Annotated in this window: 28 protein-coding genes; 11 read left to right on the top strand and 17 right to left on the bottom strand. The window is 56.5% G+C overall.

The features are described from left to right. Positions 1-70 precede the first annotated feature (70 nt). Genes ACRDT3_RS07090 through zapE form a run of 3 tightly spaced genes read right to left on the bottom strand, consistent with a single transcriptional unit; the run spans position 71 to position 2,693 of the window. Positions 71-922, bottom strand: a complete 852-nt coding sequence (locus ACRDT3_RS07090; protein ID WP_431492307.1) for a putative RNA methyltransferase — start codon at positions 920-922, stop codon at positions 71-73. Further along, positions 922-1,563 (bottom strand): peptide deformylase, encoded by a 642-nt coding sequence (gene def / locus ACRDT3_RS07085; protein WP_431492306.1) that lies wholly within the window; start codon positions 1,561-1,563, stop codon positions 922-924. The genes ACRDT3_RS07090 and def overlap by 1 nt, the downstream gene beginning before the upstream one ends. Continuing rightward, positions 1,560-2,693 (bottom strand): cell division protein ZapE, encoded by a 1,134-nt coding sequence (gene zapE / locus ACRDT3_RS07080; protein ID WP_431492305.1) that lies wholly within the window; start codon positions 2,691-2,693, stop codon positions 1,560-1,562. The genes def and zapE overlap by 4 nt, the downstream gene beginning before the upstream one ends. 237 nt (positions 2,694-2,930) lie before the next feature. Between zapE and ACRDT3_RS07075 the strand changes: the two genes are divergently transcribed. Both ACRDT3_RS07075 and ACRDT3_RS07070 read left to right on the top strand, forming a co-directional pair. After that, positions 2,931-3,302, top strand: coding sequence for an ArsR/SmtB family transcription factor (locus ACRDT3_RS07075; protein WP_431492304.1), 372 nt, complete (start codon positions 2,931-2,933; stop codon positions 3,300-3,302). Positions 3,303-3,465: 163 nt separating this feature from the next. Then, on the top strand, positions 3,466-3,933 hold the full coding sequence (locus ACRDT3_RS07070; protein WP_431492303.1) for an SRPBCC domain-containing protein: 468 nt from the start codon (positions 3,466-3,468) through the stop codon (positions 3,931-3,933). 55 nt (positions 3,934-3,988) lie between these two features. Here ACRDT3_RS07070 and ACRDT3_RS07065 read toward each other — a convergent pair whose 3' ends face one another. Continuing rightward, on the bottom strand, positions 3,989-4,576 hold the full coding sequence (locus ACRDT3_RS07065) for an HAD-IA family hydrolase (protein ID WP_431492302.1): 588 nt from the start codon (positions 4,574-4,576) through the stop codon (positions 3,989-3,991). Between the two features lie 225 nt (positions 4,577-4,801). On the opposite strand from ACRDT3_RS07065, the gene ACRDT3_RS07060 reads away from it, so the two are divergent. Beyond that, complete coding sequence (locus tag ACRDT3_RS07060) at positions 4,802-5,263, top strand: DUF3817 domain-containing protein (protein WP_431492301.1); 462 nt, start codon at positions 4,802-4,804, stop codon at positions 5,261-5,263. Between the two features lie 149 nt (positions 5,264-5,412). Here ACRDT3_RS07060 and ACRDT3_RS07055 read toward each other — a convergent pair whose 3' ends face one another. Beyond that, entirely contained in the window at positions 5,413-6,381 is a 969-nt protein-coding gene (locus ACRDT3_RS07055) for an arsenic resistance protein (RefSeq protein ID WP_431492300.1), read from the bottom strand. A gap of 148 nt (positions 6,382-6,529) precedes the next feature. Here ACRDT3_RS07055 and ACRDT3_RS07050 point away from each other — a divergent pair, with 148 nt between their 5' ends. Then, positions 6,530-6,904, top strand: a complete 375-nt coding sequence (locus ACRDT3_RS07050; protein ID WP_431492299.1) for a DUF3054 domain-containing protein — start codon at positions 6,530-6,532, stop codon at positions 6,902-6,904. Here ACRDT3_RS07050 and ACRDT3_RS07045 read toward each other — a convergent pair. Together ACRDT3_RS07045 and ACRDT3_RS07040 are read right to left on the bottom strand one after the other, a co-directional pair. Then, positions 6,893-7,435, bottom strand: coding sequence for a hypothetical protein (locus tag ACRDT3_RS07045; RefSeq protein ID WP_431492298.1), 543 nt, complete (start codon positions 7,433-7,435; stop codon positions 6,893-6,895). The two genes, ACRDT3_RS07050 and ACRDT3_RS07045, sit on opposite strands and share 12 nt — an antisense overlap. Then, positions 7,436-8,032 carry a sigma factor-like helix-turn-helix DNA-binding protein gene (locus tag ACRDT3_RS07040; protein ID WP_105661274.1) on the bottom strand — a complete coding sequence of 199 codons (597 nt, stop codon included), beginning with the start codon at positions 8,030-8,032 and terminating at the stop codon, positions 7,436-7,438. A gap of 164 nt (positions 8,033-8,196) precedes the next feature. Here ACRDT3_RS07040 and ACRDT3_RS07035 point away from each other — a divergent pair, with 164 nt between their 5' ends. Then, entirely contained in the window at positions 8,197-8,478 is a 282-nt protein-coding gene (locus tag ACRDT3_RS07035) for an Lrp/AsnC family transcriptional regulator (protein WP_105658354.1), read from the top strand. A gap of 85 nt (positions 8,479-8,563) precedes the next feature. Here ACRDT3_RS07035 and trpD read toward each other — a convergent pair whose 3' ends face one another. Then, the gene (gene trpD / locus ACRDT3_RS07030; protein ID WP_431492297.1) at positions 8,564-9,631 is read right to left on the bottom strand and encodes an anthranilate phosphoribosyltransferase; all 1,068 of its coding nucleotides are present in this window, start codon (positions 9,629-9,631) and stop codon (positions 8,564-8,566) included. Positions 9,632-9,917: 286 nt separating this feature from the next. Between trpD and ctaE the strand changes: the two genes are divergently transcribed. The 4 genes from ctaE to qcrB all read left to right on the top strand — a co-directional run bounded on the left by ctaE (position 9,918) and on the right by qcrB (position 14,217). Continuing rightward, on the top strand, positions 9,918-10,556 hold the full coding sequence (ctaE, locus tag ACRDT3_RS07025; protein WP_431492296.1) for an aa3-type cytochrome oxidase subunit III: 639 nt from the start codon (positions 9,918-9,920) through the stop codon (positions 10,554-10,556). A gap of 76 nt (positions 10,557-10,632) precedes the next feature. Beyond that, positions 10,633-11,427: a cytochrome bc1 complex diheme cytochrome c subunit gene (qcrC, locus tag ACRDT3_RS07020; RefSeq protein WP_105658352.1), complete on the top strand. Its 795-nt coding sequence runs from the start codon at positions 10,633-10,635 to the stop codon at positions 11,425-11,427. A gap of 70 nt (positions 11,428-11,497) precedes the next feature. Then, positions 11,498-12,547, top strand: a complete 1,050-nt coding sequence (qcrA, locus tag ACRDT3_RS07015; protein ID WP_431492295.1) for a cytochrome bc1 complex Rieske iron-sulfur subunit — start codon at positions 11,498-11,500, stop codon at positions 12,545-12,547. Between the two features lie 2 nt (positions 12,548-12,549). Continuing rightward, complete coding sequence (gene qcrB, locus ACRDT3_RS07010; protein WP_431492294.1) at positions 12,550-14,217, top strand: cytochrome bc1 complex cytochrome b subunit; 1,668 nt, start codon at positions 12,550-12,552, stop codon at positions 14,215-14,217. A 1,208-nt stretch (positions 14,218-15,425) separates the two neighbouring features. Here the strand turns inward: qcrB and ACRDT3_RS07005 are convergent. From ACRDT3_RS07005 to ACRDT3_RS06980, 6 genes are all read right to left on the bottom strand, one after another. Next, the gene (locus tag ACRDT3_RS07005; RefSeq protein ID WP_431492293.1) at positions 15,426-16,208 is read right to left on the bottom strand and encodes a GntR family transcriptional regulator; all 783 of its coding nucleotides are present in this window, start codon (positions 16,206-16,208) and stop codon (positions 15,426-15,428) included. A gap of 113 nt (positions 16,209-16,321) precedes the next feature. Beyond that, positions 16,322-16,723: a cytochrome c oxidase subunit 4 gene (locus ACRDT3_RS07000; protein ID WP_332504116.1), complete on the bottom strand. Its 402-nt coding sequence runs from the start codon at positions 16,721-16,723 to the stop codon at positions 16,322-16,324. A 2-nt stretch (positions 16,724-16,725) separates the two neighbouring features. Next, complete coding sequence (ctaD, locus tag ACRDT3_RS06995) at positions 16,726-18,444, bottom strand: aa3-type cytochrome oxidase subunit I (RefSeq protein WP_431492292.1); 1,719 nt, start codon at positions 18,442-18,444, stop codon at positions 16,726-16,728. Between the two features lie 2 nt (positions 18,445-18,446). Beyond that, entirely contained in the window at positions 18,447-19,328 is an 882-nt protein-coding gene (gene ctaC / locus ACRDT3_RS06990; protein ID WP_431492291.1) for an aa3-type cytochrome oxidase subunit II, read from the bottom strand. Positions 19,329-19,542: 214 nt separating this feature from the next. After that, positions 19,543-19,917 carry a HesB/IscA family protein gene (locus tag ACRDT3_RS06985; RefSeq protein WP_105658344.1) on the bottom strand — a complete coding sequence of 125 codons (375 nt, stop codon included), beginning with the start codon at positions 19,915-19,917 and terminating at the stop codon, positions 19,543-19,545. Positions 19,918-20,051: 134 nt separating this feature from the next. Next, positions 20,052-21,461, bottom strand: a complete 1,410-nt coding sequence (locus tag ACRDT3_RS06980; RefSeq protein ID WP_431492290.1) for a dipeptidase — start codon at positions 21,459-21,461, stop codon at positions 20,052-20,054. Between the two features lie 69 nt (positions 21,462-21,530). Here ACRDT3_RS06980 and ACRDT3_RS06975 point away from each other — a divergent pair, with 69 nt between their 5' ends. Beyond that, entirely contained in the window at positions 21,531-22,124 is a 594-nt protein-coding gene (locus ACRDT3_RS06975; RefSeq protein ID WP_431492289.1) for a DUF3043 domain-containing protein, read from the top strand. Positions 22,125-22,532: 408 nt separating this feature from the next. On the opposite strand, the gene ACRDT3_RS06970 is transcribed toward ACRDT3_RS06975, so the two are convergent. Next, the gene (locus ACRDT3_RS06970) at positions 22,533-23,597 is read right to left on the bottom strand and encodes a quinone-dependent dihydroorotate dehydrogenase (protein WP_431492288.1); all 1,065 of its coding nucleotides are present in this window, start codon (positions 23,595-23,597) and stop codon (positions 22,533-22,535) included. A gap of 60 nt (positions 23,598-23,657) precedes the next feature. Between ACRDT3_RS06970 and ACRDT3_RS06965 the strand changes: the two genes are divergently transcribed. Further along, on the top strand, positions 23,658-24,704 hold the full coding sequence (locus ACRDT3_RS06965; protein WP_431492287.1) for an alpha/beta hydrolase: 1,047 nt from the start codon (positions 23,658-23,660) through the stop codon (positions 24,702-24,704). On the opposite strand, the gene ACRDT3_RS06960 is transcribed toward ACRDT3_RS06965, so the two are convergent. Together ACRDT3_RS06960 and recO are read right to left on the bottom strand one after the other, a co-directional pair. Beyond that, the gene (locus tag ACRDT3_RS06960) at positions 24,701-25,507 is read right to left on the bottom strand and encodes an isoprenyl transferase (protein WP_431492286.1); all 807 of its coding nucleotides are present in this window, start codon (positions 25,505-25,507) and stop codon (positions 24,701-24,703) included. The genes ACRDT3_RS06965 and ACRDT3_RS06960 overlap by 4 nt on opposite strands. Continuing rightward, positions 25,504-26,253, bottom strand: coding sequence for a DNA repair protein RecO (gene recO, locus ACRDT3_RS06955; protein ID WP_431492285.1), 750 nt, complete (start codon positions 26,251-26,253; stop codon positions 25,504-25,506). Before recO ends, ACRDT3_RS06960 begins: the two co-directional genes overlap by 4 nt. Between the last annotated feature and the right edge of the window lie 135 nt (positions 26,254-26,388).

Below are 26,388 nucleotides of genomic sequence, written 5' to 3'. Positions count from 1 at the left end.
GTCGTAACTGGTCTTTCCTACATTCTGCCGTAGAAGGCAGATAAAAGGTGTAGTCATTTTGGGGTATCTTCTAGCCCCGCGTGACGAATGCGTGTACTCCAAAGGAAGCTGTTACTGGCTGGGTGCCCAGTGCTAGGGCTTGCTGATGGAGGAGCTCGGGGGAGAGGTGGTGCCCGGACGGACCCATGAATGCAAGATTATAGAGATCGTCGGCATTCAGGTTCATCCGATATGACAGATTCTTGGATTCGACATGGCGAAGTCCTTCAGCGGCAAATTTTTCCACCAGGGCGGCTTGCTTGCCCTGTGCCACGGAGAGCATGCCCAGCGGTTCGACGACTTCGTTGAGATGATCTGGTTCACCGGTCACGACAATGCATAATCCACCGGCACGCAGCACACGTTGGAACTCTGCCGGGTTATGCGGTGCGAAGCAGTTGAGCACTACATCGCGTGATCGGTCGGCAGTAGGCAATTTGCGCCAGACATCCCAAACCACGGCGAGCGTGCTTGGAACCTTCGCGGCACGACGCATGGCATAGCGGGAGATGTCCAGAGCCAAAGCATCAAGTTCAGCAGCGGGGGAGTTCTCTAGAATCTTCGCCAGGTAATAGCCGGTACCTGCGCCCGCATCCAGCACGTCAAGCGAGTGGCCACCGTGATGGTTGTTGATCAGCTCGGACAGCGCCAGCGCCAGAGGCTCATAATATCCCTTGGACTGAAAAGCATCGCGTGCCTGGACCATGGCCGAGGTGTCTTCGAGGAAGTTCGTTCCTTTGCCAGTAAGGAAGTTGAAGTAACCCTGTTTGGCGGCGTCGAAACGGTGCCCGGCTTCGCAACTCAGGGTCCTATCCCGGGTGCCCTTGTAGCCTAGGGGTTGTTCACAGACCGGGCAGGTAACGTTCGTGGTGCCGGAGGACATTAGAATTTCAGAACCTTTTGTGCAGTTGCAACGTCCATGCTTTCATGGCGCCACAGTTCGGATTCGTTGATCAAGGAGCGGGTCACGGCTTTGTCGATATAGACGGTGCCCGACAGATGGTCAGTTTCGTGCTGGACAATGCGGGCCTGCCAACCGGAGAACCCGCGGGTTATTTCCTGGCCGTCTCTGTCCTTAAAGGTGGCGGTGATATCGGCGGGCCGGGTAACTACGCCTTGGAATCCATCGAAGGACAGGCAACCTTCATAGAAGACTGCCTCGCGCTCTGTCGTTGCGGTATAAACGGGGTTGAAGATCTCGAAGTACTCCAGCGGTTCACGCTCTCGTTGCGAGGCGGCTTCCTCCGGAATTGGATAGAGATCTTCGAGCACGGCAATCTGCAGGGGGATACCTACCTGAGGGGCGGCGAGGCCCACGCCAGGTGCGTCGTACATGGTCTGGCGCATTGCTTCCAGGAGTTCTTCGAGCAGTTCCTGCGGCAGCTGGTGCTCGTAGGCCACCGCCTGCTGGCGGAGAACTGGATGTCCTAGTTGGACAATAGGCAATATGAGGTTCTCATCTGCAGTCTCTAGGACTTCTCGAACGATGTTCTCGATGTCCTGTGCGGTGTACTCGGTGTTCATCGGGAGGCGTTTGTCCGTTCGTATTCGTTGAGCTGAAGTTGAGCCAAGCGCGAGGTGAGTCGGGCCTTCTCAGTGTCATGCAGCATGTGTCCAAGATTGCCCAGATTGTCTGCGGCGTACAGATGAACTTCTACGTTCTTGTCGTAGAGGATATCGATAAGATTCGCCAATCGGCGTTCCTCATCCATCGGCATGGTGGCACTAGCTGGGATGCAGGTTACATGCCAGCAAGAATACCGGCTTGCTAAATCTAGATAATCGGCAGTGTTGCGGCGGGTTCGGCAGATCTGCTCGAAGCTGATCCAGATCTCATCCGCATTCAAATGCACTGGCCCGATTTCGTCGTAGCCGATCTGGATCATCGTATCGTGAACCGGCATTTCGCTTGGTGCCTCGAAGAGGTTTAGCGTGCCTTTCCGATACCCGTCTAGAACCTGCTCGGTATCGGTGGCGAGCCGTCGGTAGTCCACGGAATGATCCAGCGAAAAAATGGTGAAGTCCCGTTGGATCCGGTCAATAGTTGGCTGAACCAGGTGATGGAACGTGTCATCGTCAAGCAGCTTCTCCGGGCCATAGTTTGACGTAGTGATCAGCTGGATCTCGTGTTCCGTGCAATGCCGGATGAGCTTGGCCATGAACATCGCATCGCCAGGTTCGGTGCAATGGAACTCATCAAAGACCAGTAACTCAAGGCCAGCTAGTTCGCGCTCGAGCCCTTCCGAGAAGATCGCGCCCAACGGCTGGCCGGGGACGCGGTTGATCGGGGAATTCAAGCGCTGGAAGAACTCGTGGAAATGGAGGCGCGCCGTGGTGGTTTCTGGCAACACCGATACCAGGGTGTTGATGATGAGGGTTTTGCCACGACCTGGAGGACCGTAAATGTAGACACCAGGGTGCTTTGCCGTAAACGTCGAACGCAAAGTACGTCCTAGAAGGTCGATCAGATCGCTCTGCACCGGGTCAACTTCGATATGTTGCAGCTTGAGAGCTTCGCGGATCTGAAGAGCGTACTTATTCCCGTGAGGAATGCGTAGCAACGGTTTAGCCATATCTAAATTTTGCCACTGAGCAGTGACGCGACCAATCTTCTGTGATGCAATCGCCACCATTCCAGATGGCAAAGTGACCATGCAGTGCGCCCCTGATTGCAAAATGACTGGTCAAGCGGTATTAGGTTTATATCTAGATGGATGATTTAACTAGGGGAGTGCTTCAAATAATGCTCTGAGCACTGGCCGACCTTGTGAATTTCGAGCATACCTATCGCTTTATCCTGATCCGTGGCCATAATGGACACACCCGTGGAGCTGGGCCGAAACGGTTGAATTGCACCAGTACGGGCGAATTGCGGAGAGGGAGCACGTGAGATGACCAGCGAATTCATTGTCCCAACGACTGAAGACGGGATCGTCTCCAGTGATCTTTTGGACATGTCGGTAACCGTACTCAAGACCTTGTCCGATCCGGCAAGGCTCCAGATGCTCTGGGCATTGTCCATGGAAGATCTTTCCCTGTCTGATCTGGCTCAGCTAATTGGCGTCAGCCCAACGGTCGCCAGCCAATTGCTGTCCAAGCTGCGAGCTGCGGGTGTATTGCAAACGAGGAAGTCTGGGCGGCATGTCATCTACTCGATGCATGATGAACGATCGCGAGAGTTCATTCGGCAGACCTTGGACTTCGCGAGGCATCGGCTGGATTTGCAGGATAAGCACCAACCTGCAGATCACGAACGGCCTTAGAGATCTGCGGAGTAAATGTGCGAATACGGCCACTTTTGACCATGTTATCGATAAGCCGATAATCTACATTATGTAAAGTAGTGGAAATCCACGACTCCCCACGGCGGGCTCCAGGCCAGTTATTGTTATTGGCTGCCCCCGTTTATCGAAGTAGTCTCCTTCTATGCCACTCATTCAAAAGTTCGCTGACGCTTCGGCGGGTTCTGTGGGTCTTAGATGGTCCTTCAATGTGTCGGCTAACCGTCTTTGGGACACGATGATTGATCGTCAGGCATTGCCGCTCTGGCTGGGAACGCACGTCGCTGGCAGCCTTGACGTGGGATCGACTGTGAAGATCGAGCATGCGGAAGACTATATCTGCGAAAGCCGGATTGAACAGGTGGAACCGGGATCCGCGCTCTTGATGTCCTGGAAGTTTCCGGAGGAATCTGCGTCGAAGGTTAGTTTGACTCTGCAGCCGAGCAACATCGGAGTTGAACTTGCGCTGAGCCACTCAAAACTCAGCGTTGACGTCTCAAATTACCTGGCGGGATGGCAAACGCATCTAATGTATCTGGAGGCCGTCCTGCTTGGGGCTCCGCGGTCGATGGGCCATTTCTGGGACCTTTATCGGGAAGTGTTCGAGAGCTAGGGCGCTTTCCTCGGGCCACTCCCCTTGATGTTATTCCAAACGTTTATCGATCCGGTCAAAGATCTCCGCGCTCGGTCAATATCGCCCTCAAAGCTGAAGCGGAAGCCAAGTGATGTGTGTGGATCCCGAGGCGGGTAGCCCCGAGGAGCTTCGCAGCGGAATCGTCGGTAAAGAGTATCTCGCTTGCACGTAGGTGCAGAGCATCGATGACATGCAGAAATGCTCGTCGGTCTGGCTTCGAATAACCGATTTTTGCTGAATTGAATACGTGGGCGACGTGGGCGGCGATTCCCTGCCGCTCAAGTTCGATGTCAATGGTGTCGTTGCCGTTCGTGAGAATTGCGGTGGTGATACCTGCATGTTGAAGATCGTCGATTAGCTGCAGCACATCGTGATCTACAACGGGCTCTATGCGACCCCACGCGTCGGCGGATTCTGTTGAGCCAACTCTCTGCCCAATCTCCTTGATCCATGTCAAACGGGATATTTTCCCTGTAGTCAGAAGTTCTAAGAGAGCAGGGTCGAAAGCCACTGCATTCAAGGTGCCCGATTTCAACCCATATTCGATTTCAATGTCAGCGGTAGCGGACTCGGGAAAATTCCGGATCACTCCGTCCAAGTCGAAAACTACTGCGTGGATCATAGGGACATCCTGCCAGATTCTGGCGCATGGGGGCACTCGAGGGCAATCGCATGCGCTTCCTTTCCTGCAGCGAGGGCCTGTCCAGAATTCAAGTACGTACTGGGTCAAAAGGGAGCTCTATGCCCAGTGCTGGATGGCAACGGTATCCCTGGAGCCAGCTAGGCTAGTACTTGACCGAATTCCCGGACTACTCCCCTAACTATCTTCAAGGACAGAAAACATCTTATGTCTCCAAGCGCCCTGTATCGCCTAGTCGCCCGCGCTGAAGCTGTCACATGGACGATGCTGATCATCGCATTGATTTTGAAGTACGTCCTCAAGGTTGGTGATTGGCCAGTTTCCATTGCCGGCTTCGTCCACGGCTTCGTCTTCCTCACTTATGCAACGATGGCTGTGCTCATCGGCATGAATCAGCGCTGGAGGAAGTCGCTGATCATTGGCGCTGCCGCCACCGCCGTCGTCCCATACCTGACCATTCCCTATGACAAGTGGCTGGAACGCAATGGAAAGCTGGAAGGTACCTGGCGTACCGAAGCAACCGATCATCCAGATGACCGTAAGTGGACCGATGCAACGATGCGTTGGCTTGTTGCCCGCCCGGCGCTGACCACGGTCCTGCTATTCGTCCTTATCGTCGGTATCTTCTCGACCATGCTTGTCATTGGCCCTCCAGGCGGCGAGCACTAAGCAATAAGTCTTGGAAGAACAGGCTGCTTTCGCCTGGGCATCACTGAATGCCTTCACTCCCCGAGCGAAAATGCCTGGCCAGATCACTTCCATGTGTTCCTGGCCAGGCAAATTCTATTTAATCCGAACCTAGCGGGGTAAGGCTGGAACTACACGGTGGTGCTCTGCTTCGGTACGAGGTGAACCATCACCAACATGCCAACCAGCTCTACCAGGGTCTGGCTAACGACCACGGCGGAGGCTATTTCCAGCCCCGCCGGCAGAGCCAAGGCCAGGGGAAGCACCACCAGCGAATTGCGTGTGACGCCGCTGAAAGTAACTGCCCGTAGCGAGGCGGTGGGCAGCTTGAAGAGTTTTCCCGCAGAGTATCCGAGGACATTCATGATGCAGATAAACAGGGCGAAAACGACGATGGCCAACCCCAATTGACCCAGGCCAGCCCGAACTGTATAGATCTGGGAGCCGACCACGCAAAATAGTGTTCCCATCATCAACGGAACCATAAGGTAGTCGGCCCAATCCCCGATGGGCTCTGCCCAAGCAAATCGCTTGGCGAGTTCCTGGGTGAGTGCTGCTGCCAGCAGTGGGAGCACGATCAGTCCCAGCAGCGCCCCCAGGAAAGGAGCTGGCACGATCGCGCTGATCGCTGAGGGTCCAGCAAATATATAGAGGAATCCCGGCACGAGCAGCATTTGCAAGATCAGCAGGAGCGGTGTGGCGGCCAGCAGCCGTTGGCTGTCTCCCCCGGCTAAGCCGGTAAAGACGATAACGTAGTCGATGCAGGGCGCTAGCAAGACCAGCAGCACGCCGAAGAGCAACCCCTGGTCCCCCACCACTATCCGCGATAGACCGAACGCCACGAGCGGCACCACGGCAAAGTTGATCGCGCACAGTGCACCCATGAATCGAGTGTCCCGAAAGGCCTCCGGAAAACGGGTCAGCGGCATGCCCAGGAAAGTAGCGTAGAGCAGTAACCCAAGGAACGGATTAACCGAGTTCTCGAGAATCTTGCTTGCGGCAGGCAAGGCCAGGCCGAGAACGCAACCGGCAGTGATCGCGGATAAATAGAGGGCGATCTGGTGCGCTTGCATCCATGCATTGCCAGGCCAGATCTTCATAGGACTAATGCTAGAACAATTGCGGCAGCCGCCATGCCCCTGAGCTCATTCGGGCGAGCCTCGACTGCGCCGTTCTGTGTCTGAACCGACAACGATTCCGCCAGCGTCGAATTATTCACGGACACCGGGGTAAACCTATGATGAGTACATGAAGGATTCTATTCGTAAGTGGCCGCTGTGGATGGCTGTCGACGCTGTTCTCATTGTTCTATTCGCCCTGCTCGGTCGACGTGAACACGAACATGCTTTGAGCATTGGCGGCATCTTGATGACCGCCCTGCCGTTCTTGGTTGCCTACGTCGTCATGACCTTGCTGTCCAAGCCATGGATCACGATCAACAAGCTCTTCCCTGCTGGTGTATTGGTCTGGGTGGGTACCGTAGCAGCTGGCCTTGCGCTTCGCGTTGCCCTGGATTCCACCGCGGCTCTCCCCTTCATCATCGTTGCGACATTGGTTCTGGGCGCGTTCTTGATGGGGCGTCGCCTGGTTACGTCGATGGTGGCTAAGCGGTTAGGTAAATAGCAGGCCCAGCCCGTAGGAACCGGCAGCGACAAGACCGCTGGCGAAAGTCCCCAGAATAAACTGTTCGGCAGCGCGGTGGTTTTTCAGTTCAGAGAACCGGCCGAGTCCCTTAACCGCCAAGACGACGGCAATGCCTTCTGGCCAACCGGCCCAGAGGCTTCCTACGATCGCTGTGCGTTCTAGGAGTCCGATCCAAAGCCCACCTCGAAGCGGCGAAGGATCGGACTCCTCCTTTTGGAGCTCGACATCATTCTTAGCAGCAAGCCGGAAAACGAGTTCCGTAAACGGCCCGCCGAAACTAATAGCAAAAATGGAACTCAGGACGATCGCGTACACCGGCGAAAGCCCCTTCTGCTCCAGTGACGTTTGAGAGGCAACTGCCAGGACCGCCGAGAGAATGGCGAACAGGGCAGCCCCGACAACTAGCCAGTCGCGTACACGAGCTCGTTTGCCCATGGCATAGCCAAGGTAGGCAGCTATGCAAGAGACGAATGCCGCCAGGCTCAGACTCCCCCACGCAATCCAAAGCATTTACTGCTCCTTTAGCATCTTCAGCTGTCGATTCAGCGATTTGGCAGCTTCATCCATCATCCGGTTCGCTTCAAACCATAGCGCGGCCGACAGACGAGAAGAGACAGCCTGCTGGGTGATTCCTAATTCTTGGGCAATCTGTTGCTGGGTCAGGCCTTCGTCGGCCAGAGTGCCAGCTTCCCATGCCGTGGCCCGTCGCTTGGAAACTATGCAGGCAGTCAGCTGAAGCTCGGCTTCCAGACGGGTAGCTTCATGCGACGGTCCATGAACAGCTAGGTGCGCATTGGTGTTCTTTGCCCGCTCCACAGCGACCCGAGCATATTCAAAGGCAGGCCCACGGCCAGCACGGGTTTCTTCGGGCAGTGGCGTTTCGACTTGCCCGAAGCCAATGCCAACGCTCCAATCCCCGGAAGCTGCCATCATCACCGCCAAGCGAATTGCTTCATTGGCATTATCCAAGACAGCCTGGACCTCATCGCCGGCGGTTCGCTGGAAGGGGCGGACCACGGGAACGGTAGCATTAGCTTGCTTGACTAGTGCCTCCACCTTATCTTCGGTGGAACGGGAACGTCGCTGGTCAATGGTCAAGACAATCATGGAACAATTATAAAACTTTGTATTCATATCTACAAATTAAAATGGTTGTACTATGCTAAGCGGGGTGATGCGCCTATGCCTCCCATTCGCTGCTTTTCGACTAGAGTTGATTCCAGATCAGCCGCCTCTTGCCAGGCGATAAGTTAGAACCGAAAGGCACAGTGATGGTCACCGCATTCGTCATGATCCAGACTGCAACTGACAGTATCCCCGAGTGCGCCAAGCAGATCTCCGCAATCTCGGGCATCAGCGAAGTCTACTCAGTAGCAGGCGACTGGGACTTGATTGCAATTGCGCGAGTCAACAAGCACGAGGACCTCGCCGAAGTCATTGCTAATAAGCTTTCCAAGATCCCAGGCATTCGCGGCACCCAGACCCACATCGCATTCCGCGCATATTCGGAACATGATCTTGAAGCGGCTTTTTCCCTTGGCCTAGGTGACTAGAGAGTTTTCAAAAACATAGCCGGTCTTCGGTTCAGCGATTGTAAAGTCGCGAACCAAAGACCGGCTTTGTTGCTATCTGGTGGTGCTACTCCCCTACGATTGCCTGAGTCGTTGAGGCCCACGCGTCCAAGGTCGATTTCGCCACGCCGGAGTCGATGGAATGTGCAGCTTTCGCAATGGCTGCGCGCATGCGATCTTCAAAACTGCCTTCGGCCGTATCGCTGTAAGCAACCATGCCAGCAGCCGCGTTCAGTAGAACCGCATCTCGAACGGGTCCGGTGGCTCCCGAGATGACCTCGCGTACAACCCCTGCGTTATGTAGCGCATCTCCGCCGCGCAGATCATTCAGGGTCGCACGGGCAAATCCAACGTCCTGGGCATCGAAAGTGAACTCGGTGACCTTGCCGTTGCGAACTTCCCAGACGCGGTTAGCTGCAGTGGTGGTTAATTCATCCAGGCCATCGTCCCCGCGGAATACCAGGCCACGCACGCCGCGGCTTGCAAGAACGCCAGCCATGATTGGTGCCATAACCAGGTCGGAGCAGCCGATGGCGGAGGCGCTTGGCAGTGCGGGATTGGTCAACGGGCCCATGAAGTTGAATGCAGTTGGAATGCGCAATTGGCGGCGCGCTCCGGCCACGTGGCGCATCGAGGGGTGGAAGACGTTAGCGAAGCAGAACGCAATCCCAACCTTGTCGTATACCTCTACAAGGCGCTCGATTGGTACCTCCAGACGGACTCCCAAGGCTTCAAGCACGTCGGCGGAGCCCGAGGAGGAAGAGGATGCGCGGTTGCCGTGTTTAACTATGCTCACGCCGGCGCCAGCGCACACCAGGGTGGCCATCGTGGAGATATTGACGGTGTTCTGGCGATCGCCACCCGTTCCTACAATGTCCAAGGTTTGTGCATCGATGGTCAATGGCCTTGCGTTGGCCACCATGGAGTCCACCAAGCCGGTCAATTCGGCCACGGTTTCACCCTTGGATCGCAGCGCAACCAGGAACCCGGCAATCTGCACGTCGCTCGCCTCGCCGGACATGATCTCATTCATTGCCCAAGCGGCCTGTTCGCGGCTGAGATCGCCACCGTTAATCAGGGTGGCCAATAGATCTGGCCACGTCGGGAACTTTTCGTTTACAAGGCTCGTTGACACATGGGAAAGCCTATCCAGACACTGGTGTGCTACCCAATTCATGTCGTTAGATGATGTGGCTCAGGTCGCTAAAATCGCCGAGTTTATAGGGTTAAATACGAAACACTTTCGTTGCATAAATGATTGTTTCGTGAGACTCGCCGGATGAAGCTCTACGAATTGTAGAAAGAGTTTTCTCTGTACTTCCGCATGTTTCCGCGGATGTTGCCAAGATGTGGCGCAACAAACCTCTACCAACCCGCTTTTGCATTGGTATCTGAGGGGCATTTAGAGACATAATGTCAGTGTGACAACTGCGACTCATGCCCCAAATACGACGGCGCCACATGCGCCGAACCGCCCAAACATGGTGTCGGTGGGAACGATGGTGTGGCTCTCCAGCGAGCTCATGTTCTTCGCCGCCCTCTTCGCCATGTACTTCAGCCTTCGGGCTGCCGCGCCCGAACTATGGGCGACTGAAACTGCCAAGCTCAACGTACCGTTCGCGCTGATTAACACCATCATCCTGGTGTCCAGCTCGTTCTCGTGCCAGCTAGGCGTGTTCCGTGCCGAAGAATTCAAGCCTCGCCGTTCCGGTGGGCTTTTCAACTTCAAGGAATGGGGAATGATTGAATGGTTCATTCTTACCTTCATCCTTGGTGCGATCTTCGTTTCGGTCCAGGCCTACGAATACGCTGTCCTCGTTAGCGAGGGCGTAGCATTCGACTCGAACTCCTACGCTTCGGCCTTCTACATTACGACCGGCTTCCACGGCATTCACGTCGCTGGTGGTCTGATTGCATTCTTGCTGATCATTGGTCGTGCGATGCTGGCTAAGAAGTTTGGTCACTTCGAAGCAACCGGCTCCATCGTCGTGTCCTACTACTGGCACTTCGTTGACGTTGTTTGGATCGCCCTGTTCGCGATCATCTACTTCTTGAAGTAGCAACTTAAATTCATTAGTTGCCTCAACAAGAAGTACGGCAACACCACACCAAAGAAACTAAGTGAGGAACCAGCAAGTGAAGGCTCTTTCGAAAAAGCGCCGCCACCCGCTCGCCGCTGTGGCCCTGCTTCTGTTCGGATTGCTGATTACCGGCAGTCTCTACACTGCAGCCGGTAACATCAGCGAAGCGAAGGCAGCTGAGACCACTTCTGCATCGCAGGCCGATGTAGAAGAAGGTCAGAAGCTTTTCGTCGCCAACTGCGCTACTTGCCACGGCATGAATGCCGAAGGCTCTGACTCCGGTCCATCGCTGATCGGCGTTGGCGCGGCTTCTGTTGACTTCCAGGTCGGCACCGGCCGTATGCCGATGCAGATGCAGGGCCCACAGGCCCAGGTCAAGCCAGTACAGTTCGACGACGAGCAGATCTCCCAGCTGGCAGCGTATGTTGCAAGCCTGGGTGCAGGCCCAGCGATCCCTGATGAGGAATACTTGGATACCACCCAGGGCGACGCCGCCCACGGTGGCACCGTCTTCCGTGTGAACTGCGCAATGTGCCACAACGCGGCTGCTGCCGGTGGCGCGTTGACCCGCGGCAAGTTCGCACCAACCCTGACCGGTGTATCCGAGAAGCACATCTACGAAGCGATGGCTACCGGCCCACAGAACATGCCAGTGTTCAACGACTCGAACATCACCCCAGAAGAGAAGCGTGACGTTATCACCTTCCTGAAGACCATTGAAGCCAATGGTTCCGCTGGCGGTGCAGCCCTGGGCTCCCTGGGTCCAGTTGCTGAAGGCCTGTTCACCTGGACCGCAGGTCTGGGTATCATCATTGCCTTCACCATTTGGTTGACCTCGCGTCCTTCCTAAGGCAACCCACGGCCTCGGCCGTAACCATCACTACGTACATAAATTCCTAACAGAAGGATGAGAGAGAAACATGGGCGACCATAGTCACGGCAGTCCCGAAAACTCGGGCACCGTTGCTAAGGCTGACGATGTAGCTCAGGATCGTTTCCCAGATCCGGGCTTACCACCCCATCGTCCGCGTCTCGCAGACCGCGATCCGCGCGCAGCCAAGCGACATGAGCGTCAAGTAGCGCTCCTATTTACCATCTCCATCATCGGCACGCTCTTCTTCTTCGTGGCCTACTTCGTCCTGGGCCACCTGGGCGAGATGACCTTCGCTGAACTGCGTGTGCAGAACGCTGCACTGGGACTGGGCACCGCTTTCGCGATGCTCGGTATCGGTGTGGGTATTGTTCACTGGGCCAAGACCCTGATGCCGGATCACGAGCTCATGGAAATGCGCCACGAGATCCGCTCGGAAGAAGATCGCCAGGATGCCGTCGAAATTATCGATACCGTTCTCGAAGAATCCGGCATCAAGCGTCGTCCGCTGATCCGCAATACCCTGATCGGTGCCATTGCCTTGGCGCCAATCCCGGCAATCTTCATGTTCCGCGACCTGGATCGCACCGGTAACACCGCGAACGAGATGATTGATTCCCTGCGCCACACCATGTGGGACAAGGGCATCCGTCTTACCCGCGACCCATCCGGTACCCCGATCAAGGCTTCGGATGTGCAGATCGGTTCCGCATTCCACGTGATCCCAGAGGGCCTGAACGAGGCCGAGCACCCGCTGAACGAAAAGGCCAAAGCCGTCGTTCTGCTGATGCGCATGGATCCAGCGGAAATGCAGATCTCCGAGGGACGCGAAACCTGGAACGTCGACGGCATCGTCGCGTACTCCAAGATTTGCACCCACGTTGGTTGCCCGATTGCTCTGTACGAGCAGCACACCCACCACTTGCTGTGCCCATGCCACCAGTCGACCTTCGACCTGACGCAGGAATGCAAGGTCATCTTCGGCCCAGCTGGCCACGCACTGCCGCAGCTGCCAATTACCGTGGACTCCGAGGGCTACCTGGTAGCTCAGAGTGACTTCCACGAACCAGTTGGCCCATCGTACTGGGAGCGTGGTTAATCATGGCTGCTAACGAGTACCAAGCATCGTCCGCTACCGGCCGCATCGCGAACTTCGTGGATACCCGCGTTGGCGCATCGGGCATGGTCAAGGAATTCGGTCGCAAGATCTTCCCTGACCACTGGTCGTTCATGTTCGGCGAAGTGGCACTGTACACCTTCGTACTGCTGCTGCTCTCCGGCACCTTCCTGACCTTCTTCTTCGATCCGTCGATGGCGCACGTCATCTACAACGGCTCGTACGTACCGATGAAGGGTATCGGCATGTCGACGGCTATGGCCTCGACCATGGATATCTCCTTCGACGTACGCGGCGGCCTGTTCATGCGACAGGTACACCACTGGTCGGCACTGCTGTTCGTCGCTTCCCTGTCCGTGCACATGCTGCGCGTATTCTTCACCGGCGCATTCCGTCGCCCACGTGAACTGAACTGGGTTGTCGGCGGCGTGCTGCTGATCATGGGTCTTGCTGCCGGCTTCACCGGCTACTCCCTGCCAGATGATCTGCTTTCCGGTAACGGTCTGCGCATTATCGATGGTGTTATGAAGGCACTGCCTATCGTTGGTACCTACCTGTCGATGTTCTTCTTCGGCGGAGAGTTCCCAGGCGATACGGTGATCCCGCGTCTGTACTCGCTGCACATCATGATCGTTCCGGCGGTCATCATCTTGCTGATCGTGGTGCACCTGTTCATGGTTGTGACCCACAAGCACACCCAGTACCCAGGCCCAGGTCGCACCAACGACAACGTTGTTGGCTTCCCTGTCGGTCCGGTATACGCAGCCAAGGCCGGCGGATTCTTCTTCATCGTCTTCGGCATCGTGGCATTCATTGCTGGCCTGTTCCAGATCAACCCGGTATGGAACTACGGTCCATATGACCCATCCCCTGTTTCGGCTGGTACCCAGCCGGACTGGTACATCGGTTTCGTCGATGGCGCGCTGCGCTTGATGCCAGGCTACCTGGGCAACTTCAGCTTCGAATGGATCATTCCGTTCCCATGGGGCGATAACACCCTGGTGATGTCGGTACTGCTGCCAGCACTGGTTCCTGCAGGCGCACTGTTCGCAGTGATGTTCGCATGGCCATGGATCGAACGCTGGGTCACCAAGGACAACCGCGAGCACCACCTGCTCGACCGTCCACGCAACGCTCCATTCCGTACCGCAATGGGCGCTGCCGGCGTAGTCTTATACTGCGTCATGTGGGCTGCTGCCTCCTCCGACTTGATCGCGACCCACTTCCATGTGTCGCTGAACGATGTCACCTACTGGCTGCGTACGCTGTTCTTCCTGGGCCCAATCTTCGCCTTCTGGTTGACTCGCCGCATCTGCCTGTCGCTGCAGCGCAAGGATCGCGAGATCGTCCTGCACGGCCGCGAAGCTGGCGTCATCCAGATGTCGCCTGAGGGCGGCTTCTCGGAGAAGCACGAGGAAGTTGACGTCTACAAGCGTTACCTGCTGACCAACTACGTTGATCGACAGTACATCCCGGCTCAGCCTGATGCAGCAGGACACGTTTCCGGTTCGGAGAAGCGTCGTGCGGCAATCTCGAAGTTCTTCTTCGAAGATCGCGTCGCCCCGGTAACCCCATCGGAGCTGGAAGCTGCTCATGCAGCCCACGGCCACCATGAGGTCGAGGGTGACAAGCAGGACTCGATCGCTAAGTAATAGCGACCCGAGTTAGTCACAAAAGGAGGGACACACCGCAAGGTGTGTCCCTCCTTTCGTTAACCCAGCTTTCCTGCGCCTTCCAGGGAGGCTGTGGGCCGGATAGCGCTTCGATTGCGCATGGGGTGCCGTCCGTCGATATTCCAGTGGCTTAGAACGGCTTCTGGCGCTGCGGGTGTCCGCGGATGAAAGGTCTCCAATCTCCTGCTCCCCTACGCCGCGTATCGGGCCGCGCTGTTCCGGGACGGAAATTATTTGGCCATGGCTGTTTAGATCTAGCCTCCGCAACTCCCAATGCTATTTTCTCGATGCCGCCAGAAAAGCCGTACCTGACTGAACACGGCCGGACGCCCGCATCGCAGCTACTCTGGTTTGGCTCTGAAGCCGCATGAGGCAACTCAATGCCAGTTGCTGCAAAGCAGGTGCCCGGTTCCACGATTCGGACCTGGCCGAACCGCAACGGCTTTCAGCTCACTGCATTTGTCCCCCAGTGAAAGCCATTCCAGCCAGCCGGTCAAATATCCTCGGCGGAAGCATTCCTGGGAAATATTCGATTGCCGTGGAGCGCAATGGCCTGGGCATCAGCTCCAGCGCTTCGGGAACAACCAATATCCACGCAGGGCGTCATGGCTAACGCCGAGCTCAGTAGTTCTGTTATCAGTTCCCCAAAGCCTCGATTCGACGGTTCTCGGCCTCTGTTGCGCATTCGCAGTGGGCGTGACGCTACCGAAGGCATTCTTACAAGTTGCTCCCCTGCCACGGGGAATGCTCGAGAAGACCCGTGCCGTCTAAGGCTGCTTCTAAACCGGTTGAATTGGATGACGGAACAACCGGACGCATCGAACAGCCGGCAGAATCACGAGGCAACAGGATTGGCCGAACTACCGCTGGGAGACTTTGAATCTTCGCTAGTATTTGCCGCTCCCGAGTTGCTGGTTCCCCATTGGACAGGGCGGTTGAAGGATCCGACTTCCTGCCGCCTTGAATCGTCATTGGGCTTGGGCCGAGATCTTCTCCGGGTTGCGAAAGACTTGCGTGCTCCAGCTGTGGCTCCATCCCGGCAAACGGGGTCGCGGGAGTGCTGGCTTAGTCGTTGATGCCCGCAATCATTTTGAGCGGCATCTGCGGCATCGCCGTGGAGGATTGGCCCGGTTGCTTGCTGCTTGCGCGCTGAATTCGAAGCAGCGCGCAGAGCGAGCAGGCTAGGCCTAGAAAGTATCTGTGTAGCGAGGGGTGCGTGTGCCCACCCGCTGCAACGGCACGAAGAGCTTGTAGCGGTCTGACCGGTAGAGCGAGACCGAGTAGTCAGCCAGTCGATCACCGATGTACGCATATCGGGTGATCTGCAAGAGCGGGAAGCCTGGTTCTACGCCCAAGAGCACCGCTTGCCGCTTGCTCGCCGCAGTGCTTTCCACTTGGTCCTCACCCCATTCGAGCAAGATGCCATAACGTTCATGCAATGCCTGATAGAGCTTCGAAGGTGGCTCGCCGTCCACAAAGCCTGGCACGAGATCGGCAGGCATATAGTTCTCGTCCAAGCTCATGGGGGTGCCATCGGCCAGCAGCAGGCGTTTGAACTGGACTACTGCTGTGCCCTCCTCCACCATCAGCTGCGAGGCCAGGTTGGCACTGGCTTTGATCTCCGCGAATTCGAGTACGTGGGCATCGGGAACCATGCCACGGCGCATCATATCCTCGGAGTAGGAATGCAGGCGGACGCGAAGGTCCAATTTCTCGGGCACAACGAACGTGCCGATTCCCACCACGCGTTTGAGCACTTGTTCGTCCACCAAGGCATCGATGGCTTGGCGGATGGTCTTGCGGGCCACGCCGAAGTGCTCGGCGAGCACGCGTTCGGGCGGAAGCTTGTAGCCGGGTTTGCAGGCCTCGCGCGCATGGGTCTTGAGAATCTCGCGGATCTGCCGGTACTTGCTTTGCTTACTGGCCGGATCAAGGTGCGCCTGAACATGTGGCTGCGGTGCGTGGCGCATGCTGCTTCTCCTCGATCTGAATATCCTGACGGCCAAATGCCATCGAGGAACCCTTGTTAAAAGACTAACGGGGCGGCAAGCAAAATTGCTTGTCGCCCCGTCAGGGTTACTGCTTAGTGAGCGTGATCGCCACGGCTGTATTCGTAAACCCAGCCGGTCACACCGACGACGGCCAAACCGGCGCCGATGAAGAAGACCCACCAGCCGACAGCGAGGCCAAGGAAGCCAATCGCTGCAGCCGAAGCCAGGACCAATGGCCACCAGCTCCATGGGGAGAACATTCCGATATCACCGGCGTTCTCGTGGATTTCGCCATCCACGCGGTCCTCTGGACGGTTGCCAACGCGCTTAGCGGTGAATAGCAAGTATCCGCCTACCATCGCGGACAGCCCGACCAGCATAAGCAATGCCAGGAATCCGACCCATTCGCTCCAGTTGGTCATGTAACCGTAGACAATCGCTACCGGAGTGAAGAAGAAGACGCCACCCAGGAAAATCCAGGATTCAACTTTCATTGTTACACGTCCTTCTGGTCAGCCGAGCCGAAGATCTTCGCAACCGGGGCTTCGGGGGTTACCCGTCCGCTCAGTTCCGGGTGGTGCAGATCCAGTGCCGGACGCTCCGAACGGATGCGAGGGATTGAGTGGAAGTTGTGGCGTGGTGGAGGGCAAGAGGTTGCCCACTCCAGCGATGCGCCGAAGCCCCATGGATCATCAACTTCAACCTTCTTGGCGTTTCGATGGGTTACCCACACGTTCCAGAAGAATGGAATCATCGATGCACCCAGAATGAATGCGAAGACGGTCGAAACCTGGTTCATGGCGGTGAAGCCATCTTCAGGCATGTAGTCGGCGTAGCGACGTGGCATGCCCATAACGCCCAGCCAGTGCTGGATCAGGAAGGTGCCGTGGAAGCCGATGAACAGCATCCAGAAGTGAATCTTGCCAAGGCGCTCGTTGAGCATCTTGCCGGTCCACTTTGGCCACCAGAAGTAGAAGCCAGCGAACATCGCGAACACAACGGTACCGAAGACTACGTAGTGGAAGTGAGCCACAACGAAGTAGGTATCCGATACGTGGAAGTCCAGCGACGGAGCCGACAGGATAATACCGGTCAAACCGCCGAACAGGAAGGTGATCATGAAGCCCATGCTCCAGAGCATTGGGGTTTCGAAGGTGATCGAGCCGCGCCACAGGGTACCGATCCAGTTGAAGAACTTCACACCGGTTGGAACCGCGATAAGCATGGTCATGAAGCCGAAGAACGGCAGCATTACCGAGCCAGTGACGTACATGTGGTGCGCCCACACGGAAACCGACAGTGCAGCGATCGAGATGGTCGCGAAGACCAGACCCTTGTAGCCGAAGATCGGCTTGCGCGAGAACACTGGGAAGATCTCAGAGACGATGCCGAAGAACGGCAGCGCAATGATGTAGACCTCAGGGTGTCCGAAGAACCAGAACAGGTGCTGCCACAGTACGGCACCGCCATTGTCCGGGTCGAAGATGTGGGCACCGAAGCGGCGGTCTGCACCCAGAGCGAACAGCGCAGCTGCCAGCGGCGGGAAAGCCATCAGGACCAGCAACGAGGTGATCAGGGTGTTCCACGAGAAGATCGACATGCGCCACATGGTCATGCCAGGTGCACGCAGGCAGATGATCGTGGTGATGAAGTTGACGGCACCAAGGATGGTACCGAAGCCCGACAGTGCAAGGCCGAAGACCCAGAGGTCTCCGCCGATGCCAGGCGAGAAAGTGGTGTTCGACAGAGGAGCATAAGCGAACCAACCGAAGCTAGCTGCCCCCTGAGGGGTGAGGTAGCCGGCCAGAGCGATCAGCGACCCCAGCGAGAAGAACCAGAAGGCCAATGCGTTCAGACGCGGGAAGGCCACATCCGGGGAACCGATCTGCAGGGGCATCATGACGTTGGCGAAACCTGCGAACAGCGGGGTCGCGAACATCAGGAGCATGACGGTGCCGTGCATGGTGAACAGCTGGTTGTACTGTTCCTTGGTCTGCAGGATCTGCATGCCAGGTTCGAACAGCTCTGCACGAATCAGCAGCGCCATAACGCCACCGACACAGAACAGGATGAACGAGCTGATCAGGTACATGTACCCGATCTTCTTGTGGTCGGTCGAAGTAATGTAGTCGACGAATAGACGACCCTTAGACTTCGGCACTACGGCGGGGGCAATCGACTTCACGTCGTCAGTTGCATATTCAAACGTTGTCATGATTACTCTCCTTCCCCGTGCTCTACTACGACGCCGTTAACTGCATTTGGCTGACGGTCGTATTCTTCACCAATGTGGCCATCTTCCATCTTTGCCAGCTGAGCCTTGAACTCGGACTCATTGACAACCTCGACGTTGAAGAGCATCTCGGAGTGGTACTCGCCGCAAAGCTCGGCGCACTTACCGTCGTAGCTACCTTCAACCTGTGGAGTCAGGTAGATGTAGTTGGTCTTACCTGGGATCATGTCCAGCTTCTGCAAGAAGGCTGGTACCCAGAAGGAGTGGATGACATCGCGGCTATTCAGCTCAAGGGTTACCGACTTGCCAGCTGGCAGGTACAGGGTTGGCAGTTCTTCGCGAACGCCTTCCGAGCCATCGGTGTTCAAGTGAGCCTGTTCGCCGGCGTAGTACTTCTCGGTGCCCTGGTAGCTGTAGTTGAAGTCCCAAGACCACTGCTTGGCTCGGACATCTACTACAACCTCAGAATCAACAGGGGCGTTGATCTGCTTTTCCAGGTTGTTGTTGAAGCTAAAGAAGACTAGAACAAGGACCAAAGGAATGGCCGTGTAGAAGATCTCCAATGGCAGGTTGTAGCTCAGCTGACGCGGGTAACCCGTATCGTTCTTGCGGCGGCGGTAGGCGATGACGCACCAGAGCATCAATCCCCAGGTCAATACGCCGACGACAATAACAGCGATCCACGAGTTAACCCAGAAATCCTGGATTGCCCCGGTGTGGTTGGTGGTGTCGCGCTCCACGTTTGGGAGCCAACCGCGTTTTGCCTCCGCTGTACATCCCGTCAACAGCAATGCGCCAGTGCCGACTAAAGCCAGTACTTTGGCTTTAGCGGACCCGCGACTGCCGGTTCGGTCTTGCGAACTCACAGACGGCCCTTCCTCTTTGTTGGTGCAGAATGTGGTCTTCATAAGTCACCTCGTGGTTTAAACGAGTTGCACGGTGAGGTGGCTCACGAAGGGAAACATAGTTTTACTACTTAATGTAGAGCTTACCCTCTTTGGGGTCAGAATGCCGAAAAACGCCGCTGTGCTAACGAGAAATTTCTTCAACGTTTGAACAGCGGCGTTAGTTCCCTACGGCCTAGTGGAAGGAATCTCCACAGGCGCAGGAACCCGATGCGGCCGGGTTGTCGATGGTGAAGCCCTGCTTCGAGATGGTGTCCTCGAAATCAATGGACGCGCCAGCGAGGTACGGGACGCTCATCTTGTCAACGATGACCTCAACGCCATCGAAGTTGCGAACCGCGTCGCCGTCGAGCATGCGCTCATCGAAGTAGAGCTGGTAAATCAGGCCCGAGCAGCCACCTGGCTGCACGGCGATGCGGAGACGAAGATCATCCCGGCCTTCCTGTTCCAGAAGCGAGCGAACCTTGTCCGCTGCCACGTCTGAAATCTCTACTTCGTGGGTTGGCACCTCGGTTGGGTCGCCCTTGGTCTGGTCAACAGATGCAGTCATGATTTTCCTCCCATACTGCTCGATGCGGCACCAAGCTCCAGATTTGTTACTGGAACTGGCACCTCTGTTCTTGCTTCTATCCTACGTCGCTACGCTGAAGATTTCTCCCCTTGCGTCTCTCCGTATGACACGGTTCATAGTCCTTCGGCGTTGATCCTCGCCAGCATTAGGGCTTCAGCCTCAATCGCGTGCTGGAAGTCGCCTAGATGCAACGACTCGTTGGCCGAGTGCGCGCGCGAATCAGGATCCTCGACACCGGTCACCAGAATCTGCGCCTTCGGGAAGACGTCCAGCAAATCTGCGATGAATGGAATTGATCCACCCAAGCCCATATTCACCGGAACAACGCCCCAGGCTTGTTCTAGCGCCCAGCGTGCAGTGTCATTCGCCGAAGCGTCCAGGTCGGCCTTGTAGGCGTTTCCTGCTTCAGTGGCGACAAACTCAACCTCGGCGCCGCGAAGGTCAACGCTCTTGACGTGAGCTTCAAGGGCCTTGAGCGCATCTGCAGGATTCTGTCCTGGGGCCAGGCGCATCGATACCTTGAAACGCGTTGCCGGCAGCAGGGTATTCGACGAGTGGTCAACACTTGGGATATCCATTCCAATCACGCTCAGTGCTGGTTTATTCCACAAGCGGTCGGTGATCTTTCCGGTGCCGGCAAGCTGGAAGGAATCCAGAACGCCGGAGTCCCTGCGGAATTCGGCTTCGTCAAAGTCGACTTCAGCGACGTCGTTGGCAATCAGGCCGGCGACGGCAACAGAACCATCTTCGTTGTGGAAACTGGAAATCAACTTGGCCGCGAGGACCGGGCCATCGAGAACTGGTCCGCCAAACATGCCCGAGTGAACCGCATGGTTCAGCGAGCGAACGGTGATCTCCGCTGCGCACATGCCGCGCAGCGAGCTGGTCAATGCTGGAGTTCCAACCGACCAGTTGGACGAGTCGGCAACTACGATCACATCTGCTGCCAGCTTGTCCTGATGGGCTTCGAGGAAGTTGCGGAAGGATGGGGACCCTGCTTCCTCCTCCCCCTCGAAGAAGTAGGTCACGCCGACGCCGAAATCGCCAACGAGGTCCAGCACGGCGCGCATGGCCGCAATGTGCACCATAATGCCGGCCTTGTCGTCAGCGGCACCGCGACCGAACAGCCGATCCCCTACCTTCGTGGCTTCAAAGACCGGGGTGTTCCAGTCCTCCTCGTTGCCCGGAGGCTGGACATCGTGGTGTGCGTACAGCAGCACGGTGGGCTTTCCGGGCGCTGCTTTGCGCTGGGCTACGACAGCAGGCGCGCCCATAGCGCCGTTCTGCGCAGGCTCGCGCAGGATTTCCACGGTTTCCATGCCGGCCGATTTGGCCAATTCGGCTACTGCTTCAGCCGACTTTTCCAGGTTCTGCGGGTCGAAGGATTCCCAGGCAATGCTTGGGATTGCGACCAAGGAGGTGAGCTCATCGAGGATCTTCTCGAAGTTCGTTTCGATGTGGCTTTTTAGCGCGGCAATATCGACGTCGTTTGCAACAGAGTCGAAGGTAGTATTTTCGGTCATGTCTTCAGCCTAGCAATTCCTCGCGTAGCGAATGTCACGCCGCTAACTATTTCCGGCTAGAATAGAGGGGTGTTTGGACGTAAGAAGGATGAACCTCAATCCCCCGTAAATGTGGAGTCTGCCCAGCAGGCCCCGGAAACAACCGACGGCCGCAAGACTGGACCAACGCCCAAGCGCAGTGCGCAGCAGGCGAACCGTCAGCGCCCATTGGTTCCTACAGATCGCAAGGCCGCTAAGGAGGCCCAGCGTCAACAGCGAATTGAAGCGCAGAATCGTTTGCGCTTAGCCAACGAAACTGGCGATGAACGCTACCTGATGCCACGCGACAAGGGTGAGCAGAAGCGCTACACCCGTAACTTCATTGACTCTCGTTGGATGTTCGGAGAGTTCATGATGTTCATCATCTTGGCCTTCTTGGTTGTCTCTCTGGTATTCCAGCGCAACCTCCAGATTCAGATGTTCGTGCAGACTGCCCTCTGGGTTGTTATCGCACTGATCATCATCGAAGCAATCGTGACCACCGTCCTCTTGAAGAAGCGCCTGGTCGCCAAGTTCGGTCGCATGGAGAAGGGCGTACGCATGTACGCGGCAATGCGCGGAATGCAGTTCCGCAAATTGCGCCTGCCAAAGCCACAGGTCAAGCGCGGCGCAAATATCGATTAGTCGACCCGCTAGACCGCAAGGGGCAAGCTCGCATGAGCTTGCCCCTTTTCTAGTTAATTGCTCGACAATATGACAAAATTCAAAGCTTGTGATTCGGAGTACAAGAAGAAGTAAATTCCGAGTCCGGAATGACGTTGTCGCTGTGCATTTCTACAAGGACTTGTACTTGCTTGCTGCATGCAGTCTTGTGGACGCTGATACAAGGATTCATATCGCTTGGCAGTCGTTATTTGCCAGCTTCTGCCATAGCACGCGCCATCCCTGCCTTCCCCACCTGAACCAACCTGAGTTCACAGCTGTTGCAGGCGGACCGTAGGCAGAAGATGTGTGCAATTAAAGCAGCACGGCCCCGACTCGTTTCGAATCGGGGCCGCACAGGAGCATTTTGGGGTTTTGCATGCCAACGAGCTAGAGCATGCGCTCCAGGTCCCTATTGATCGAACGTGCCCAGAACGGACCTTCGTAGAGGAATGCGGTGTAGCCCTGGACCAGGTCCGCGCCTGCGTCCAAGCGTTCCTTCACATCCAGGGCATTTTCCACGCCGCCTACGGCGATCAAAGCCATTTCGGCTGGAACGAGTGAACGCAACTGGCGAAGAACTTCAAGTGATCGCTGCTTGAGCGGAGCACCAGATAGGCCGCCGGCACCAATTTCTTCGACCTTGGACGCATCGCTGCTCAAGTTCTCGCGACCGATAGTCGTATTGGTGGCAATAATGCCGTCGAGTTCAAGCTCAATGGCCAAGCGTGCAACGTCAGCGACATCATCATCGCTAAGATCGGGAGCAATCTTGACCAGCAACGGGATGTGGCGGCCAGCAACCTTGTCAGCCAGTTGGCCGACTTCCGAAAGCAACGGGCGAAGAGAGTCAACGCTCTGCAGCAGGCGCAGACCCGGGGTATTTGGACTGGAAACGTTGACGACCAGGTAATCGGCATGGATCGCCAGCTGGCGGGTGGATGCCAGGTAATCCCCTACTGCGTCTTCCAGCTCCACGACCTTTGTCTTGCCGATATTCACGCCAATGACGGGGCGAGTTTCAGCGTAACCTGCCTTGAGCTCCTGGCGAGCACCGGCGACACGGGCAGCAACGCATTCGGCACCTTCATTGTTGAAGCCCATCCGGTTGATCACCGCGCGGTCCTCAACCAAGCGGAAGAGTCGCGGTTGCGGATTGCCGGACTGGGCCTGACCGGTGACTGTCCCGATTTCAACATGGCCAAATCCGATGTCGCTCAACGCCAGGATTCCGGTGGCTCCCTTGTCGAAACCAGCAGCCAATCCGAAAGGCGACGGGAAGTCAATACCCATAACGGTGCGCTTCAGCTTAGGAGCCGGAGCGAAAAACTTGCGAGCTGCCCTAGTGAGCCCTGCGCGTTGCGCAATCTTGATCGCGTTGAATGCAAAATGGTGAGCCTGTTCAGGGTCCATCTTGGTGAACACGTGCTTGAAGACCAGTGGGTATATGCGCATAGAACCATTTTCCCGTGAAGAACCCGAAACAGACAACTTGAGATGGGTAGTATTCAAGATATGAAGCACTTCGTTGTTCCAGAAAGCAGCAGTTGGCCAGACTTTATGTCCTCAACTCGGCCGGGGCAATGGGTCGAAGATCCGCTCGGGCCTGATTTTGAGCACCAAACCTTGGATTTCGGTGTCGATGCAGAGGGACCGGCCATCGCGACCTTGATTCGCTATCGCCCGTCAGGACTCAGGAATCGCCTCGGACGTAAAGCCCAAGGAATAGTTCTGAGCGTGCATGGCTGGAGCGATTATTTTTACAACCGCGAACTGGCAGCTTTTTGGCATCACCATGGATATCACTTCTACGCACTGGATCTACGCAGGCATGGACGCAGCCTGAGAGCCGAACATGCTCTGCCGGGTTATGTCGATGACTTAGCGGACTTCGATGAAGAGCTCAATGCGAGTTTGGAACTACTGCGCAATGAGCATCCACTATTACCGGTTGTTGCCCAAGGGCACTCGACGGGCGGCCTGATTCTGAGCTTATGGCTTGCACGCCAAGCGCCAGGCATTAAAGCTCTGGTCCTGAATGCTCCGTGGCTCGAGTTTCAGGGAACGGCCTTCTTGCGCATTCCTTTTCACGGTCTTATGGAAGCGATCACCCGAACGAATCCGCGCAGGAAACTCAGCGGACCAGAATTCGACCATTACTGGCAATCGCTAAGTACTGATAGCCACGGCCAATGGGACGTTCATCGACTCTGGCGACCACGAATCGCTTTTCCGAACACCGCAGGATGGCTGAAAACGATATTTGATGGCCATGCCCTAGTTGCAAAGGGGCTGAAGCTTCAAGAGCCGATCTTTGTCCTCACCTCGGATCGCACCCATATCGGTACGAGCTACTCCCCCGATATGCAGCACTGCGATTCGGTACTCGACGTTCAGCAAACGCGCCTGCGGGCGTTGAAGCTCGGTAGCTTTGTCACTTTGTCCGAAATTCCCGGCGCGATGCACGATGTGTTCACCTCCGCTGAACCCGCCAGGGCCGCAGCATATCGAGACCTAAGTCTCTGGTTGCGCATGGTGGGTACAACGCTAAAAACATCTTAGGCCTGTGGCTTATCGATAGCTCCGCCGTAACGGCGATCGCGCTTGACATATTCTTCTACGGCGGTAAACAGCGTCCGTCGGTCAACATCCGGCCAAAGCTGATCCAGGAAGACCATCTCTGCATATGCCGACTGCCACAGCAGGAAGTTGCTTGTGCGTTGCTCGCCACTGGTTCGAAGGAAGAGATCCACATCAGGTAGTTCCGGAGCATGCAGGTACTTCGCGATGGTCTTTTCGCCAACCGAGCTAGCGCGAAGCCTGCCGGCGGCAACGTCCTGGGCAATGGTGCTGACAGCGTCGCCTAGTTCCGCGCGCCCGCCGTAGTTCACGCACATGGTCAGTTGGCAGCCTAAGTTGTCCTTGGTGAGCTCTTCGGCTTCCTTGAGCTCATTGATAACCGATTTCCAGAGCTTGGGTTCTCGACCCGACCAACGAATGCGAACACCCCACGAGTTCAACGTATCGCGTTGGCGGCGCAGGACATCACGTGAAAAGCCCATCAGGAAGCGCACTTCCTCAGGGCTGCGCTTCCAGTTCTCGGTTGAGAACGCGTAGACAGAGACATATTTGACGCCCAACTCCACGGCTCCGGCCACCACATCAAGCAGAGCGGCTTCGCCTGCACGGTGCCCCTCGGTACGAGGCAGTCCCCGCTGGTTCGCCCAACGTCCATTGCCATCCATCACGATAGCCACGTGCTCAGGGATGAGTTCCTGAGGAATGGTGGGCATCTGCGGATTATCAGGATGCGCATAAGGAGCCACAGGGCCTCGGCGGCCGGTGATCTTAGGAAGCTTCTTCAATTTCTCTCCACAAGACGTAGGGAATTCACGGCACGCTCAAGGTGCCACTGCAAGTAGTTGGCCACGATATCTGCCGCTTGCTTGCGAGCTCGTGGTCCTGCTTCTGCCACGGTGGACCAGTCACCCTCGAGCAGGGCCTGCAGATATTCAATGGTGATGGGGTGTGGCGATAACGATCCAGAGGGGCGGCAATCGGGGCAGACGACGCCACCAAGTTGGACGTGGAGCGCTTGATGCGGGCCAGGCTTGCCACAGCGCACGCAGTCGGTAAAGGACGGTGCCCAACCAGCAACCGACAGGGCCCTCAAGATGTAGGAATCCAGCACAGCACCGGAATCGACTCGCTGCTTGGATAACAGGGCGATCGCACCGTGGAAGAGCTGGTACTGCTGGTGGGCCGAATCGCTTTCTGTTTCCAGCAATTTTTCAGCGATCTCCGACATGGCGTTGGCTACCGTGTAGCTCGGGTAGTCCATGACCAGCAGTTGGCCGTAAGGATTTCGAAGCTGCGCCTGCGAGAAGATATCGAGGTTGCGACCCATTACCAGAAGCGCGTCGACTTCCATGAACGGTTCCAGCGTGGCGCCCATCCGCGAGGAAGTCCGGCGTACGCCCTTGGCCACCGCACGGACAATCCCTTTGGGGGTCAGCAGGGTGATGATACGGTCGGCTTCTCCCAGCTTGTGGGTACGCAGGACCAAACCACGGGTGTGGTAGCTCTTGGAGGCGAAACCTGATCTGGACACGGACAATATTCTCCCACTTCAACTCCCAAAGTTCTGAATCCGTCGATTCCCATGGGTGTCGATTCGTCCCCGGGCGAGGTAGCTGCAGGAGCAATCGGGCATTTGCAGGGCCCGAAGAAAAACGGTTCAAGGCGT

The sequence above is a fragment of the Glutamicibacter sp. genome (genome assembly GCF_050701915.1).
GTDB lineage: Bacteria > Actinomycetota > Actinomycetes > Actinomycetales > Micrococcaceae > Glutamicibacter.
This window is presented reverse-complemented; position numbering and strand designations above follow the sequence as displayed.